We start from the raw sequence: 15,072 nt of genomic DNA, 5'->3' as shown, positions 1-15,072 counted from the left end.
GCGGGGGCCGGCCAGCCCCCGATCGGAACGCCCCACGCTATGGAAGAGCCCGACCCCCACAAGGCCCTCGCCGCGCGCGAGCCCGCCTTCGCCCGCCTGATCGCAACGTACGGCCCGCAGGACCCCTTCGTATGGCACGACGGAGGGCGGACCGGGAAGAGCCTGTTCGCCGCGCTGCTGCTGCACATCACCGGCCAGAGGATCTCGGCACTGGCCGGATTCACCCTGTTCGACCGGATCGCCGCCGCCGCGGACGGGATCCCCACCCCCGAATTCGTACAGGGCCTCGGTGTCTCCCGGCTGCGCTCCATGGGGTTGAGCAACACCAAGGCGGAGTGCGCGGTGGCGCTCGCCGGCGCCCAGACGCACGGGACCCTCGACCTCGACGCCCTCGCCGGCGTGGACGACCGAGCGGTGGTCGACGCACTCACCTCGGTCCGCGGCATCGGCCAGTGGACAGCACAGGCCTTCCTGATGCGGCAGCTCCATCGCCCTGACGTCCTACCGGCGGACGACGTGGGCCTGCGGCAGTCCGTCCAGCACCAGTGGCGCCTCGGTCACCTCCCCACGGTCGGCGAGGTGCGCACCAGAGGCGCCACGTGGTCGCCGTACCGCAGCTACGCCTCCGCCCTCCTGTGGCGCTCCCTCAAACCGGTAGGCGAACTCTCCGACCCCAAGGAACGTGCCCTGTACCATCTCGGCGGACCGACCGGGACCCGGCCTTCCTGAAGTGCCCAGCCACGGACCGCCAGTTGGCGCCCACCGGCTCGACAAGGATCCGCTTGCGGACTTCGGGTCCCGAGGGTGGTCCGCGTGACGGGCGGCGCCTCTTCATACGGTTCACCGAGCCGGCCGGTGACGCGCAGGACCGGTGATCGGACGAGGGGACGATGCTGCGTGGTCTCGTCGTAGTCTCCTCCCCCGTTCCTACGCGTCGGCCGCACGCCGGGCGAGCCGCTCACGTGCCCAGTGCATGAAGGCACGGAAGAACTCGTCGAGCTCGGCGTCGGCCTTGTCCAGCAGGGCTGCCACGGCAGCGACCGGGTCGTCATCGACACGCAGAAGGACCTCGCTCATCATCGCGTTCCTGAACCGCACCAAGCCGTCGTTCGGGTTGATGCGCGTCTCCGCCGGCAGGGTCTTGCGGTCCGACAACGGCACCATGCAGGACCGATCCCGGCCTGAGTCAGCCGTGCTGGTGCTGGGCGAGCTCGGGCGGTGTCCTGCTCATGTACCAACCCTCGACGCGGGGTCCGACGAGGTCGGACGGCCATCCTGCCGTCTCGACGGCGGCATCGTAGACGGCGTCACCGAACGCCACAATGGCCTGGTGCGGGTCCGCTGCCTCCCTGAGCTTGGCCCACGGCAGACGAACCAGACCGGCGTCGGGATGCCAGGCGGCGCCCTCAACACCCCAGGACCGGCCCCCGAGACCGTCCGGCTGGGGCCAGATGTACGCGTACATGCCGACGTTCGGCGCCATGGCGTCCCCGAAGGAGAATCCCACCGACACGTACGCGTCGAGCTGGGCATTCTGCATGAACGGCGGCTGGTGGGGCGTCGGCACGGTGGGCTGCGCCCGGTAACGCGTGGCGGACAGGTCGAAGCCGCCCCACATCACACCGACCCGGGGGCGGTGTCCCAGGAAGGGGGCCTGCCACGCCTCGAGCCCGTCAGCGGCGAGGTTGAGCGCTGTCCAGATCAGTCGGGCCGCGTGGCTGTCCCAGGTGCGTTCGACGTGATCGTTCTCGAAGCGCGGCGGGGCATCCGGAATCTCGCAGATCAACGAGCTGCGGGGTGGGTGTATGCCGAGCTCCTCCGCAGCGTCGCAGAAGGACGCGTAGAACATGGCGAGTGATCCCTTGGACAATGGCACCGTCCGCGAGCCACTGTCGGCCTCGATGATCACGTCGGCGTCGAGCAGGTTGTAGTGCACCGTGAAGGTCACGCCTCGCTGCCGAAGGGTTGGCGTTCTGAGCCCCCGGGGGGTGACATCGAGGACGGTGTTGCCCCAGCCGGCTTCGAAGGGCTCGTCGAGGGTGTACTTGCCTGCGACCTGTACCACCCGGTTCAGGTAGTCGACCATGGGTGCCAGGTCCTGATAGTCCAGCGTCGGCCACGCATTGAGACGTTCGCTCACGGAGAGCCTCCCAACGTGTCGAGCGGATCAGCGGGAGGAGACGTCACGTACCGCGCCCGCTCCCCCATGTGGCGAGGCCTCGGACACGGAAGTGCGATCCAGTACCCAATTTTCACACGCAGGTCAGGGTCCTGCCCGCTCGGTGGCGCCGAGCATCCGACCTGCTGGGTCGGTCATACGTCCCGCGAGATCGTCTGGGACGCCCTCACCGGGCACGTTCGCGTGTTCGAGAACGTGCTCACCCAGCTCTCGGGTGACCACCTCCCGCGGTGGATCAAGGCAGTCCGCGCGACGACCTGCCTCGCCTCCGCACCTTCGTCAACGGCCCGGGCTCTGCTGGAGTCGCTCCGCAGCCTGAGCAGAGGCGTCGTAGTAGCCAGGCTGTGCCACCAGGACTGAGCTGAGGCAGTAGCCCTGCTCTTCTTCTGGTTCATCGTCGGCTGCGAACGGGCGCCAGAAGCTCAGCAGCAAGTCTTGGGCGATGAATGAACCAGCGTCGTCGGGGTCTTCCTCGATGGAGGTGAATTCACCGACTCGTCGGGCGACCGCTCGAGCCGGGAGCCCGAACACATCCACACCCCGGAAGAGCATTCGGTCTGTCGGGGTCGAAGGTCTCTCCAGTTCAGCAACCCAGCCCAGCCACCCCCGAACAGAGCACACACCGCACGTTTCCGGGCCGACCTTCTCCGTGACGGGCGCACAGCACCCGTCTGGCGGCAGAGGCGACCTCGCCCCGCAAATCACCTGGACGGCACCGGGCCGCGGCTTGTGCGGCAGTCCGCGGCCCCGGCACGCAGTCAGAGCCGAGGAGCTTCCGACCGCTCGTCCTCAACGGCTTCCGCGTGCCCTCGTCCGCACGAGATGGCCTGCTGGGAGGCCGTCACCGGGTGCTCTCCGCCACCCCCGAGCCGGAACACCCGGGAGCCGCACCGCAGGAGTTCGACGAAGGCGTCCGGCGGCAAGCGGGGCGCACCCGGTTCATCCGTCGACCCGCTCGACAGGACACAGACAGCAGGACGGCTTCGCATCGCAGTGGAGAGGGACCGCATGTCGGTCGACCATGGCGGGATGACCCTCTACACGTTCGACAGACACCACGACAGCAGGAGTCTCCACACCGGCGAGACCGTGCGATGGCCGCCGCTCCCTGCCGAACCACACCACGACGAGCCGATGAAGAAGTGGACCCACATCACACGGAACGACGGCACCATGCAGTGGGCCTATGACGGCAAGCCCCTGTACACCTTCGTCAAGGACAGGAAAACCGCGAACACGACCGGCGACGGTGGCGGAATGAACGACGTCCTCCCTCCCGCCAGGCCGTAGAAGAAACAACCGCCGGGCGCGTCGGTTCCGGTGGACAGTCCCGCGCGACCCGACCACGCGCCTCCGCAGAGCGCCGCGCGCAGCCCCACCCTGCCAGCCCGGCCGCGGCATCCCGCACACCGTGGCGCCCGCGTGATCGACACACAAGCAGCCCCGGCCGGTGTCGGTCCCGGCCGGGGCTGTCGATGCGCGTGGTCGTGAAGGGCGGTCGCCTCCGCGGCGAACGGCTCCATGAGGCTTCAGCCGAACGATCGTCCTCATGGGCCAGAGGTGAGGCCCGGGGACACTGTCCCCTTCACCACCACGATCTCTCCAACCACGGCAGGCGTACGGATGTTCCCGGCCCCGTGCGACGGACCGGTTTCCGGTTCCAGGCCGCCGGTACCGTCCGGCCTCCCGGAGGTAGCTGGTCGGCGAGGCTGCCAGAGCAGGCCAGTCGCCATCATGACGGCATGCGGCGTCCTACCCGGAAGAGGTACACCGATGCGGCCGCCGGGATCAGCACGCTGGGAACGACGAGAGCAAGGAGCCCTGAGTCAAGCGGGCCCGTCGCCGTCGAGGTGAACGCTATGCCGACAAGCGCTACCGGGACCGGGAGCGCGGCCACGGTGCCGATGGCCTTGTCCCGCCGGCTCCATTGAGGTGCTGCCCACAGCAGCACGACGCCCGCGATCATGGCGATGCCGCCCAGGACGAGGCTGAAGCCCCCGAGGAGTCCGGCCACAGGCAGCAGGATCAACGGGGCGAGGCTGTGCCACTTGCCGACCGGCAGGGCGACGGTCTCGCCTTCGCGGGCGGTGGCCACGATGACGCGAGGGTCGCCGAGGCGGTCCAGGACCGCCTTCACCTCTGCCTCATCGCGGGCCGGCTGCTCGGCGAACGCCACCGCGAGGTGCTCCGTCAGATCGGCGAGAAGTTCGTCGCGGCGCTCCGGGCCCAGGGCTGCGGCCTCGCGTGCCACCGTCTCCAAGTAGGCCACCGCAAGCGGGTGCTCGATGGTCTTCATAGTGAACCTCCAGGTAAAGGCAGTGCGGAGTTGGGTCGTTCAATCGCTGATGAAGCGGTCCACGGCATCGCGGAAGTACGGCCAGATCTCGGTGAACTCCTCCAGCGCCGCCTCTCCCTGAGGGGTCAGCACGTAGTAGCGGCGCGGCGGCCCGCTCGGGGACTCCTGCCAGGTGGTGTCCACCAGGCCGTCACGGCGCAACCGGGCCAGCAAGGGATAGATCGTCCCCTGGCTGGTGGTCATCACGTTCACCGTGCCCAGTACCTCCAGCAGCTCTACGCCGTAGCGCGCGCCACCTCGCAGAAGCCCCAGGACGCAGTACTCCAGCACTCCTTTGCGGAGCTGACTTTCCGCCTTCCCTGAGCCACCCTTGCTTGCCTCATCAGGTACCATGCAATGCATGGTAGGCGGCACGGCCGTGTACGTCCAGACCGGACCGGCACCCGGCCCGGTACCGCCCCGGGTGCCGGTGGACGTGCGCAGTTGCGCCACGACCCGGGTTGGGGATGTGGTGCGGGTCGAGACTGTCCGTGCGCGGAATCGCCAGCGGGTGCGCTTCGTCGATGGTGTCGAGGGCTGACCCCGACCAATAAGGAGCACCGGACAGTGCGCAAGGAATCGTCCGCTGTGGCACGGCACCGCCGTGTCCGGGTGTGTCAGGCGGACAAGTACAGGCCGAAGAAGTCGGTGAGCCCGGTGACCGCGGGGGCCTGATCACCGACTTCAGCCGGATCCCGGAAAAACAGAGGAACCTGGTGCGGCTGGCATTCCTCGACCCGGTGTGCCGCCCGGCTGACAGGCCACCACGCGAAGAGCGAGCGCCCCGGCGCCTCGTCAGGCGGAGGTGAAAGCCTCCTCGGGAGCGTCGTCGAGGACGAATCCGTTGTCGAGCCGGACCCGGACCGTGACGCGGAGCATCCGTCGCTGGTAGGCGACCCAGTGCTCTTCCAGGGCCCCTACCTGTTCTTCGAGTTGTTTTCCGCTCGCCGACGGCATCTGGTGGCCGAAGTCGTCGAGGAGCGACTTGAGACGCAGGTACTCACGGACCTCGTGGCTCTGCTGCCGGTGATGCTCGTCCACACGCTCGACGGTGCCCTCGATGCCCTGCGCCAGGGCCAGAGAGGCGGCGAAGGCGCCCGTCTCCTCCGGAGGCTCCCCGGCTGGGGTCACCGACCCGGCCAACCGGAGATCCGCCGCCAGCCGCACCCGTTGGCCCACGTTCAGCGTCATCGATCCTTCGTCTTCCTCGTCGGTCACCGGCGATCCGGTACACGTGGCGTCACCAGGCCCACCGGAGGGAACAGGATCATCCCATCCTCACCTCCGGTCCCGGCACGCTCGAAGCCCTCACCGACCCTCGCCCTGGACCACCTGGGGGCGGCGGTACCACCGGGCCGCACTACGCGACGTTCTGCACGTGATCAGTGCCAACTGCCCTGCACACCGTTGGTCTCGCCGGTCCCCAGAAGATTCTTCAGGAACCGGCCCGGTGCTCCGAGGAACTCGCGTGTCAGACGCACGGGGAGGGCCTGATCGAATTCGACCCGCTCCAGTCCGCCTTCGTCGGAGATCTCCATGATGGTCGCGCCGGGGAGGGCGAGGAGTACCGGTGAGTGGGTGGCCACGAGGAACTGGCAGCCCTGTGCAGCGAGTTCGTGCATGCGGGCCAGGAGGGCGAGGCAGCTCTGGACGGAGAGGGCGGCCTCCGGCTCGTCCAGCAGGTACAGCCCCGAGGGCCCGAAACGGTGGGTGGCCAGATCGAGAAACGACTCTCCGTGGGAGCGCTCATGCGGAGAGACCCCGCCGTAGGCCGGCATCAGTGGCCGTCCTCCGGCTGCGTCGAGCCTTTCGATCTCGCTGGCCACGTTGTAGTAGGACTCCGCCCGCAGGAAGAAGTCGGTGCGAGGCTTCCGGATCCCCCAGGCCAGGATCAGGTGGTTGCCCAGCTCGGACTCGGTGGCCCGAGTGGCGAACCGGAAGTTGCGGCTACCGCCCTCCGGATTGAACCCTGCCGCCACCGCGATCGCCTCGATCAGCGTCGATTTTCCTGCGCCGTTCTCCCCCACCAGGAACGTGACCCCCGGCGGCAGGGTGAGTGCGCCTGAACAGGCGAGTTGCCTCACAGCGGGAAGGCTGAAGGGGTACCGGCCTTCGTCGGCGCCAGGGGCCAGCCGGATCTGCAGGATGAACCTGCCCTCTGCGGACGTCATGAGGCACCCACCACGCTCGCGTGCGGGGCCCTGGTCTGACGCCTGTTCGGCGGCGAAAGTTCGTCGTTGGCCACGCGGACTCCCGAACATCCTGGCTGCAAGGCGAATGGCTGCGTTGCCACGCCACGCTACAGGCCCTCGCCGACGGATCGGGGGTAGGTGATCCCCAGCGAGACCGCGCCCACTGAGTTCCGCGGTTTCGGTAGGGGAAGTCCACTGACCCGAGCCGCAACGCCTTCCGGCCCGAGCAGGAGGCCTACGCCGACACGACGTCGGTCTGCACCGACATCGCTCGCGCGGGGATGGTCCCGTGCCGCCCCGAGCCGCGGAGGGTGTACGCCAAGGGGGCCATCCTGATGACGTCGCGCTCTGTCTTGAGCTCGACCGGTTCCCCTTGGCCATGGTGGCGACCGTGGAGGACACGCTCGTGGTCCCCGTGCGTGCCGTGCGTGCCGTGCGTGCCGTCCGTGCGTCCGTGCGTCCGTGCGTCCGTACGTCCTGCCGTCGCCGACCGACGGGGCGTCGGCGTGATCGCCGGCGAGGTCCGGCGCTCTCCCCGTCGGCACCGCCCCCAGGGACCACGCCGTGGTGTGCACGGCGTCGACGGCGGCCGCTGCCGTGGCGACCTCCCTGCTCCTGTCGAACATGCTCCTGTCGAAGACCGGGTCGGGGACACCGAGGGAGACAGGGCGGCGCCCTTGCCGACGGTCACGCCATGGGATCGGTATCGTCCGCCCCGATGCCCCGAGTCCGCGGCCAGCGGCCGGCACCGAGGAGGAGCACCATGGCCGACCGCCAGCAGGGAACCGCGTCGGATGACGGATCCGCGTCGCGGGCACCGGAGGTGCGTCCGGCGAGCGCGCACGACTCGGTGCGCCTCGCGGTGGTCATCGGTGCTCTCGGCGTGGTCTTCGGCGATATCGGCACCAGCCCGATCTACACCCTCCAGACGGTGTTCAACCCGAGCGACCCGCACCCCGTACCGGTCACCACGGGCAATGTGTACGGGGTGGTCTCCCTGGTGTTCTGGTCGGTGATGGTCATCGTCACGGTCACCTACGTGCTGCTGGCGATGCGCGCCGACAACGACGGCGAGGGCGGCATCATGGCGCTGATCACCCAGCTGCGGCGATGGAGTTCGCAACGGGGGCGGCAGGCCGCCGTCGTACTCGCCGCGCTGGGCATCTTCGGTGCCTCGCTGTTCTTCGGTGACAGCATGATCACCCCGGCGATCTCGGTGCTCTCCGCGGTCGAAGGGCTCAAGGTCGTCGAGCCGTCGCTGGGCAGCGCGGTCGTCCCCGTCACCGCGGTGATCATCATCGTGCTGTTCCTGGTGCAGCGCCGGGGAACCGCCGCGGTGGGCCGGGTGTTCGGGCCGGTCATGATCGTCTGGTTCGTCGCGATCGCCGCGTGCGGCGTCGCCGGCATCGCCGACCACCCGGACATCCTCAAGGCACTGTCACCGACGTACGCGCTGGGCTTCCTGTTCGGGCATTGGGGCACGGCCTTCTTCGCGCTGGCCGCGATCGTGCTCGCGGTCACCGGCGCCGAGGCGCTCTACGCGGACATGGGGCACTTCGGCCGCCGGGCGATCACCCGAGGCTGGATGTTCCTCGTGCTGCCCGCCTGTGTCCTGAGCTACATGGGTCAGGGCGCGCTGATCCTCGACGATCCGGACAACATCAGCAGTCCGTTCTTCCTGCTCGTGCCCGACTGGGGCCGCTGGCCGATGGTCGTCCTGGCGACGGCGGCGACCGTGATCGCCTCCCAGGCAGTGATCACCGGCGCGTACTCGGTCGCCTCCCAGGCGGCCCAGCTCGGCTACCTGCCGAGGCTGCGCATCGCGCACACCTCCGAATCCACCATCGGCCAGATCTACGTCCCCTGGATCAACTGGCTCCTGATGGTCTCGGTACTCACCCTGGTCTTCGCCTTCCGCAGCTCCGCGGCGCTGGCCTACGCGTTCGGCATGGCGGTCACCGGCACCATCACCATCACCACCCTGCTCTTCTTCTATGTCGCCCGCGCCAAGTGGGGTACGCCCCGGTGGCTGCTCGCCATCGGCGCCGGCGTGCTGCTCTCCGTGGACCTGCTGTTCATGGCGGCCAACATGACCAAGATCGTCCACGGAGCGTGGCTGCCGCTGCTGATCGCCCTCACCGCGTTCACGGTGATGACGACCTGGCAACGGGGCCGCGAACTCGTCACCGCGGAACGAGCACGCCAGGAAGGCCCGCTGCCCGAGTTCATCGACCACCTCCGCGCAGAGCGGATGGAGACGCTCCGGGCGCCCGGCACGGCCGTCTTCCTGAACCGGGGCAAGGAGACCGCGCCCCTGGCCATGCGAGCCAACGTCGAGCACAACCACGTACGGCACGAGCATGTCGTGATCCTGTCCATCGGGACCGAGCCCGTGCCCCGCGTCCCGGCCGACCAGCGGATCGTCATCGACGACCTCGGGTATGCCGACGACGGGATCATCCACGTCACCGCCCGGTTCGGCTACATGGAGACACCGGACGTGCCCGCCACGCTGGCTCTGCTCGACCCGGCCGAAACCGAAGGGCCGCTGCAACTCGACCAGGTGTCCTACTTTCTGTCGAAGATCGAGCTCCGGCGCGGGAAGGCCCCGACGATGGCGCCCTGGCGCAAGCGGCTGTTCATCGCCACCTCCTACATCTCGGCCGATGCCGCCGAGTACTTCGGCCTTCCCCGCGACCGCACGGTCATCATGGGCTCGCACGTCGAGGTGTGAGAGGGAGCTCGCACGGCTCGGCGTATCAGGAGGTCACCGTGCGGTGGGCCCGCACCGCCGGCGTCAACGGATTTTCGTGCGCCGGGCGTTGACGTGGTGGCGGCCATGGGGGGACCGGGCGTCACCACTTGAGGAAGAACGCTCCGGCCACGAGACCGGAGACTCAGTGAGCCCCAGGAGACCTCACGGGATGTCGCGCACCCCCGGATCCACCCCCGGGTCCGGTGCAGAGGTTCACGATGCTGGAGGAGGCGCCCCGTCGGCCTGGCGGCACAGCTGACGCATCTGCCCGGGATGGGGTGGGGCGCGTCGTGGCCGCCTCCGTCGCCCGGTGGTCAGTCTTGCCGAACGAGGTGTTCCAGTTTCTCGGTGACGTGGTCCTCGCCGTAGCCGAACCGCGTGCCGAGTGCCCGGCAGTGGCTGTACTGCTCCTGGGTGAGGGACGGGGACACCACGTCGAGCAACCGCAGCAAGAGCCGGAATCCGAGGTCGGCATCAACGTCGGTGACGACCTCCTCGACGGCGGCCAGCGCGCTCACGCCCGGAATCGGCTCCCAGTGCGGGCTGATGACCGCGCCCTTCAGGAGCGGTGCGGCCTCCCGGACGGCCCGCAGCACAGCGCTCCGGAGGTCGTTCGACAGGTCGTTCCGGTCTGGCGGTTCGGCATGCCGGTACTGGGGGGCGATCCGCGTCAGACGCTCCTCGCACGTGCCTCCGATCAGCCGGAGCCAGTCCCGCGCGTCGATACCGCGGTGGTCGATGTTGTAGCCCCGGCCCGTGGCGGACAACCACAGCACCTTGATCGTCTCGGTACGCAGAGAAGAGTCGAGCAGGCGGCGTACGTCCGCGAGCAGCAGTGCCGCAGCCGAGCCCGGCGTCTGCGCACTGTCGTCGGCGGCCACGGCCCGCCGGACCCGTTCGTGTGCGGTGCTCTCCTGCCAGTCTCCTTCGAACCACGAGGTGAGCGCGGAGAGCCCGAAGTCGCCCGAGGCGTCGCGGCGCGCCGTGTCGATGGGGGGCCACAGCACGTTCAGGCCGTCGTACACCAGCGGTCCGGGAAAGCCGAGAGCGGCGTCCAAGGCCATGAGACGGTCGTACTGTTCCTTGCCGACCGGTACGTCGTGCCCCTTCAACACGCGCAGGAACAGCCGGAGTCCGAGGTCGCCGTCGCCTTGCCGGGCGACGGCCTCCAACGACTCGACGACCGCGCCGGACGGCAGTGCGAGGTGGCCACTGTCGGCAACGCATCGGCCGACCTGGACTGCCGATGCGCGGATCTCCGCGACGACGGCCGTACGTAGGTCCTCCTCGTTGATGTTCGGCCGGGCGTACCAGTGTCCGGGGGCGTGCCTGCGCTCGGGTTGCGGCCAGCGGTCGGCGAGCCGGCGCAGCCAGCCTCGGACACCCGACTCGCACGCCGCCGGATCGAAGCGCCCGTGCGCGGCGGCGAGCCACGCCGTGCGGATGATGTCGTCCGGCAACGGAGAGTCCAGGAGACAGCGCACGTCGACGCCCAGCTCGACCGCGCCCTCGCCCTCGGTGGCAGCGGCGACCTCGGACGCGAGACGCAGTGCGTGTGCCTCGTCGGGGGATCCGGTCGTCACGGACAGCATTTCGGCGAGTGCGCTGAGGCCGAAGTCGCCCTCGTAGAGAATGCCGTACTGCTCACGCTGTCTCGCCATGGTGGGTTGCCCTGCCTTCGAAATACGTCGGCGGGTGGGCCCCGTCCTGTTGCCGGAACGGGCCCACCCGCGGATTGGAATGTCAGCCGTCCACACCGTGTGTCCGGGTGCCTGTCGGGCTCCCTTGTCTGGGGCGCGACAGAGCATCACTTTCTTCGCTCAAAGAGGGCGGGCCCGGTCGAAGGCAACGGAAGAACAGCGGCCCTGGACCGGTAGGCCGGTGCCCATGGCGTGGGCTGGACCAGCCTGCGCGGACAGCCGGCACGGCGGCATGGCGAAGCAACCCCTCCCCGTGGGCGACGGTGTTCCCCCGGTCGCCGAATGACAGACGCGTGTGTCCGGGCTGGTCGAGATCCACCGCACGCAGCGCTCACCATAGACAGAGAACGCGTGAACGGAACAGGAGAAATTCCGGGCGTCCACGCGCACTCCTGTCCCCCGCGCACAACACCCTCGGCATCGGGGTCGACACCGTCCGCAACGGCTTCCGGCTGGAGTGACGGCTGAAGTCGGTTTGCCCGCGTGGAGGCCGTCACGATCCGGTCAAGGCCGCTTCACCACCGCTTACCCCACCGCGTCCGGTCTGACAAGATCACCGGAGGGGCGGCAGCGGTGACGACGGAGGTTCGGGGGAAGCCGGGTGGCGACGTACGGGGGGAGTTCCAGGGTGCGTTCGGGGCGTGCCGTGCTCGTGCTGGCGAGGGCGCGGGCGCATCGCACGCTGGTCGCCGCCGCGCTCGTCACCGTGCTGCTGGCCACGTCGGTGCTGGCGGCGCTGGCCGCGTACTCGAGCGCGATCGGCGACGCGGCCCTGCGCCATTCGCTGGCGGAGCCGCGCAACGCCGCCGATGCCGCGCTGGTCGTCAAGGCCGAGGTGACGGCCGATCGCCGGCGGGCCGCCGACGCCGAAGTTCGCGAGGGAGCGCGCCGTACCTTCGACGGGCTGCCGGTGACCGTGCGGACGCTGGTGCGCTCCGGCCCGTACGCCCTGCCCGCGACCATCCGGGCCGCGGCCACCCGGGCGGGCGACGATCCCGACCTCACGCACTTCGCGGCACTCGACCCCACGCAGGTGCGGCTCAGCGAGGGGCGCCTGCCCCGCGCGGGCACGCCGGACGTCGAGGTGGCGTTGCCCGAGACCGCCGCGCGGCGACTGCGGCTGGCGCCGGGCGCCCGCTTCACCGTCACCGACCGGCTCGACGGGCCGCCGGTGCGGATCCTCGTCACCGGCGTGTACCGGCCCGCCGAACCCGCCTCCCCCTACTGGCTGCTGGACGAACTGGGCGGTCGGGGTGTGCGGACGTCCGCCTTCACCACGTACGGCCCCCTGCTGACGGCGCCCTCCGTGGTCACCGGCGGCCGGGTGAGCGACGGGTCGTCGGCGTGGCTCGCCACCGCCGACTTCGCCCGCCTCACCGCCGGCCGCATCGACGCCCTGCGTGCCTCCGCGCGCACCGGGCCGGCCGCCCTGCTCAAGCTGCCCACCGGGGACGGCAGCAAGGGCGGTACGGCCGGCCGGGCGACCGCGAGCACCGCTCTGCCCGCGGTCCTCGACCGGGTCGAGCGTTCGCTGCTCGTCTCCCGCTCCACTCTCCTGATCGTCGCCCTCCAGCTCGCCCTGCTCGCGGCCTGCGCGCTGCTGCTCGTGGCCAGGCTGCTCGCTGCCGAACGCACCGGCGAGACCCGGCTGCTGCGCGCCCGCGGTGCCTCCCGCGCCGCCCTCGCGGGCCTCGCCGCCCGGGAGGCGCTGCTGCTGGCGGGGCCCGCGCTGCTGATCGCCCCGCTGCTGGCCGGCCCGCTGGTCCGGCTGCTGGCCGAGCGGGGGGCGCTGGCCCGGCTCGGCCTGGACCTGGAGGTGCCGGCCGGCGGACGGCCGGGGGTGTGGCTGACAGCGGCCGGTGTGGCGCTGGGGTGCGCGCTCGCGGTGACGGTCCCGGCGGTCGCGTCGAGCGGATTCCGCACCGTGCGCGCCCGCGCGCTGTCCGCTCCGCTGCGGGCCGGGGCGGACCTGGGGCTGGTGGCGGTGGCCGGGGTCGCCTACTGGCAGCTGCACAGCCGCACGTCGGGCGCCGTGAGCGCGGACATGACCGGCGCCTGGGGCGTCGACCCGCTGCTGGTCGCGGCGCCCGCCCTCGCGCTGCTGGCCGGTGCGGTCCTGACGCTGCGTCTGCTGCCGGCGGCCGCCCGGCTCGTCGAACGCCGGACGACGAGCGGGCGGGGACTGGCGGGAGCGCTGGCCGGCTGGCAGCTCAGCCGCCGTCCGGGGCGCGGCGCCGGTCCCGTACTCCTGCTCGTGCTGGCCGTCGCGCTCGGCGTACTGGCGATCGGCCAGGGCTCCTCCTGGGAACGCTCGCAGGACGATCAGGCCGACTTCGCGGCGGGCGCGCCCGTCCGGGTCCTGGGCAACGGTCCCGGTGAACTGGGCAGCACTCAGGACTACGCGGCCGTGCCCCGTGTGCGCGAGGCCGTCCCCGCCGTGCGGACGACCCTGCCGCTGTCGGGGGACCGCACGGCGACGGTGCTGGCCCTGGACACCGCGCACGCGGCGGACACCGTCCTGCTGCGCCCCGACCTGGCGCCGGTCCCGGCGGAGCAGCTGCTGGCGAAGCTGGGTGCGTCCGGTGCGTCGGCGGGCGCGCGCGTGCCCGCGGGGGCGACCCGGCTGACACTGACGGCGAGTCTGCACAGTTCGGTGCGGGGCACGAAGAGCGCGGCGACCGTGACCCAGACCCTGGAGGACGATCACGGCGTCCCCTACTCGTTGCCGTCCGGCTCCCTCCCCGCCGACGGTCGCCCGCACCCGCTGTCCATCGAACTGCCGCGCGGGCATGGACCGTTGACGCTCACCGGGGTACAGCTCATGCTGCCCATGCCGGCCCTCCACGCCGAACGGCACACCCTGACCCTCGACGCCCTGACCGCGGCGACCGCCACCGGGCCGGCCCGGCGAATACCCCTGCCGGCGTCCTGGACCACGGCCTCCGACACCTACGGTGAGGGACCGGCCGACGCCAGGACCGCCCCGGCCCGCCCACGCGTGCGCGCCGCCGCGCACCCCACCCTGGTGTACGGCACGGGCTACGTCCCGTCCGACCAGTCCTGGCTCACCCCGTCCCTGGCGCTGCGTATGCAGGTGACACAGCCCCGGACCACCGCGGTGGCGGCCCTGGCCACCGACCGTTTCCTCGCCTCCGGCGGCGCCCGCCCCGGTCAGACGATGGACCTCACCTTCGAGGGGCAGAGCGTGCCCGTGCGGATCGTGGGCGCGGTACGGCAGTTGCCGACGGCCCAGGGCGGTGAGGGAGAGGGCGACGGCGGCGCCGTGCTCGTCGATCTGCACGCCGTGAACCGGTTCCTCCAGACGCGTTACGGGGCCGCCCTCGCGCCCACCGAGTGGTGGCTGCGGCCGGACTCGCCCTCGGACAGCGCGGGCATCGCCACCGCTCTGCGCGCCCGGCCCGATCTCGATCCCGGGCAGATCGTCGTGCGCGACGAGATCGCCGCCGAGCTGCGTGACGACCCGTTCGGGGCCGCCCCGCAGGCCGCGTTCACCGCGGCGGCCGGGGCGGCGGCGGTGCTGGCCGCGCTCGGGTTCGCGGTGAGCGCCGCCGGGGCGCTGCGGGAGCGGAACGCCGAGTTCGCGATCCTGCGTGCCCTGGGCGCCCCCCGGCGCCGGCTGGCCCGTGCCGTCGCCGCCGAGCACGGCGTGCTGGTCGCGCTGGCGCTGGCCGTGGGCACGGGCCTGGGCGTCGCCCTGACCCGTGCGGTGCTGCCGCTCATCGTCCTGACCGGCGAGGCCACCCGCCCGGTGCCGGATCTGCTGGTGGAGGTGCCGCCGTTGCGGGTGGCCATGCTGCTGGTGGCCGTGGCCGCCGTCCCGGTCGTCGTCGTGGTGCTGCTGGCGGTGCGTCAGGCCGATCCGGTGCGGGTGCTGCGGGAGGGGGAGTGAC

At 70.9% G+C, this 15,072-nt stretch carries 11 protein-coding genes and 1 pseudogene; 5 read left to right on the top strand and 7 right to left on the bottom strand.

Annotated features, from left to right (window positions below):
* Positions 1–39: 39 nt before the first annotated feature.
* Positions 40–729 carry a DNA-3-methyladenine glycosylase family protein gene (locus tag OG199_RS42515; RefSeq protein ID WP_405834322.1) on the top strand — a complete coding sequence of 230 codons (690 nt, stop codon included), beginning with the start codon at positions 40–42 and terminating at the stop codon, positions 727–729.
* Positions 730–927: 198 nt separating this feature from the next.
* On the opposite strand, the gene OG199_RS42510 is transcribed toward OG199_RS42515, so the two are convergent.
* The gene (locus OG199_RS42510) at positions 928–1,164 is read right to left on the bottom strand and encodes a hypothetical protein (RefSeq protein WP_405834320.1); all 237 of its coding nucleotides are present in this window, start codon (positions 1,162–1,164) and stop codon (positions 928–930) included.
* Between the two features lie 22 nt (positions 1,165–1,186).
* A complete protein-coding gene (locus OG199_RS42505) occupies positions 1,187–2,140 on the bottom strand; it encodes a DUF5996 family protein (protein WP_405834318.1) in 954 nt (317 codons plus the stop codon).
* 1,047 nt (positions 2,141–3,187) lie between these two features.
* Between OG199_RS42505 and OG199_RS42500 the strand changes: the two genes are divergently transcribed.
* Positions 3,188–3,469 (top strand): hypothetical protein, encoded by a 282-nt coding sequence (locus tag OG199_RS42500; RefSeq protein WP_405834316.1) that lies wholly within the window; start codon positions 3,188–3,190, stop codon positions 3,467–3,469.
* Between the two features lie 442 nt (positions 3,470–3,911).
* On the opposite strand, the gene OG199_RS42495 is transcribed toward OG199_RS42500, so the two are convergent.
* From OG199_RS42495 to OG199_RS42480, 4 genes are all read right to left on the bottom strand, one after another.
* On the bottom strand, positions 3,912–4,475 hold the full coding sequence (locus tag OG199_RS42495) for an HAAS signaling domain-containing protein (protein ID WP_405834314.1): 564 nt from the start codon (positions 4,473–4,475) through the stop codon (positions 3,912–3,914).
* 39 nt (positions 4,476–4,514) lie between these two features.
* Positions 4,515–4,868 (bottom strand): PadR family transcriptional regulator, encoded by a 354-nt coding sequence (locus tag OG199_RS42490; RefSeq protein WP_097228118.1) that lies wholly within the window; start codon positions 4,866–4,868, stop codon positions 4,515–4,517.
* Positions 4,869–5,309: 441 nt separating this feature from the next.
* Positions 5,310–5,732 (bottom strand): hypothetical protein, encoded by a 423-nt coding sequence (locus OG199_RS42485; RefSeq protein ID WP_405834312.1) that lies wholly within the window; start codon positions 5,730–5,732, stop codon positions 5,310–5,312.
* A gap of 164 nt (positions 5,733–5,896) precedes the next feature.
* Positions 5,897–6,685 carry an AAA family ATPase gene (locus OG199_RS42480; protein ID WP_405834310.1) on the bottom strand — a complete coding sequence of 263 codons (789 nt, stop codon included), beginning with the start codon at positions 6,683–6,685 and terminating at the stop codon, positions 5,897–5,899.
* 325 nt (positions 6,686–7,010) lie between these two features.
* Here OG199_RS42480 and OG199_RS42475 point away from each other — a divergent pair.
* Both OG199_RS42475 and OG199_RS42470 read left to right on the top strand, forming a co-directional pair.
* Positions 7,011–7,118, top strand: a pseudogene (locus tag OG199_RS42475) (2-phosphosulfolactate phosphatase); the annotation flags it as partial.
* Positions 7,119–7,469: 351 nt separating this feature from the next.
* Positions 7,470–9,440 (top strand): potassium transporter Kup, encoded by a 1,971-nt coding sequence (locus OG199_RS42470; protein WP_405834848.1) that lies wholly within the window; start codon positions 7,470–7,472, stop codon positions 9,438–9,440.
* Between the two features lie 335 nt (positions 9,441–9,775).
* Here OG199_RS42470 and OG199_RS42465 read toward each other — a convergent pair whose 3' ends face one another.
* Positions 9,776–11,122, bottom strand: coding sequence for a hypothetical protein (locus tag OG199_RS42465; protein WP_405834309.1), 1,347 nt, complete (start codon positions 11,120–11,122; stop codon positions 9,776–9,778).
* 667 nt (positions 11,123–11,789) lie between these two features.
* Here OG199_RS42465 and OG199_RS42460 point away from each other — a divergent pair.
* Entirely contained in the window at positions 11,790–15,071 is a 3,282-nt protein-coding gene (locus OG199_RS42460) for an FtsX-like permease family protein (protein WP_405834307.1), read from the top strand.
* Position 15,072 lies beyond the last annotated feature (1 nt).

The sequence above is a fragment of the Streptomyces sp. NBC_01176 genome (genome assembly GCF_045039825.1).
Classification (GTDB): domain Bacteria; phylum Actinomycetota; class Actinomycetes; order Streptomycetales; family Streptomycetaceae; genus Streptomyces.
This window is presented reverse-complemented; position numbering and strand designations above follow the sequence as displayed.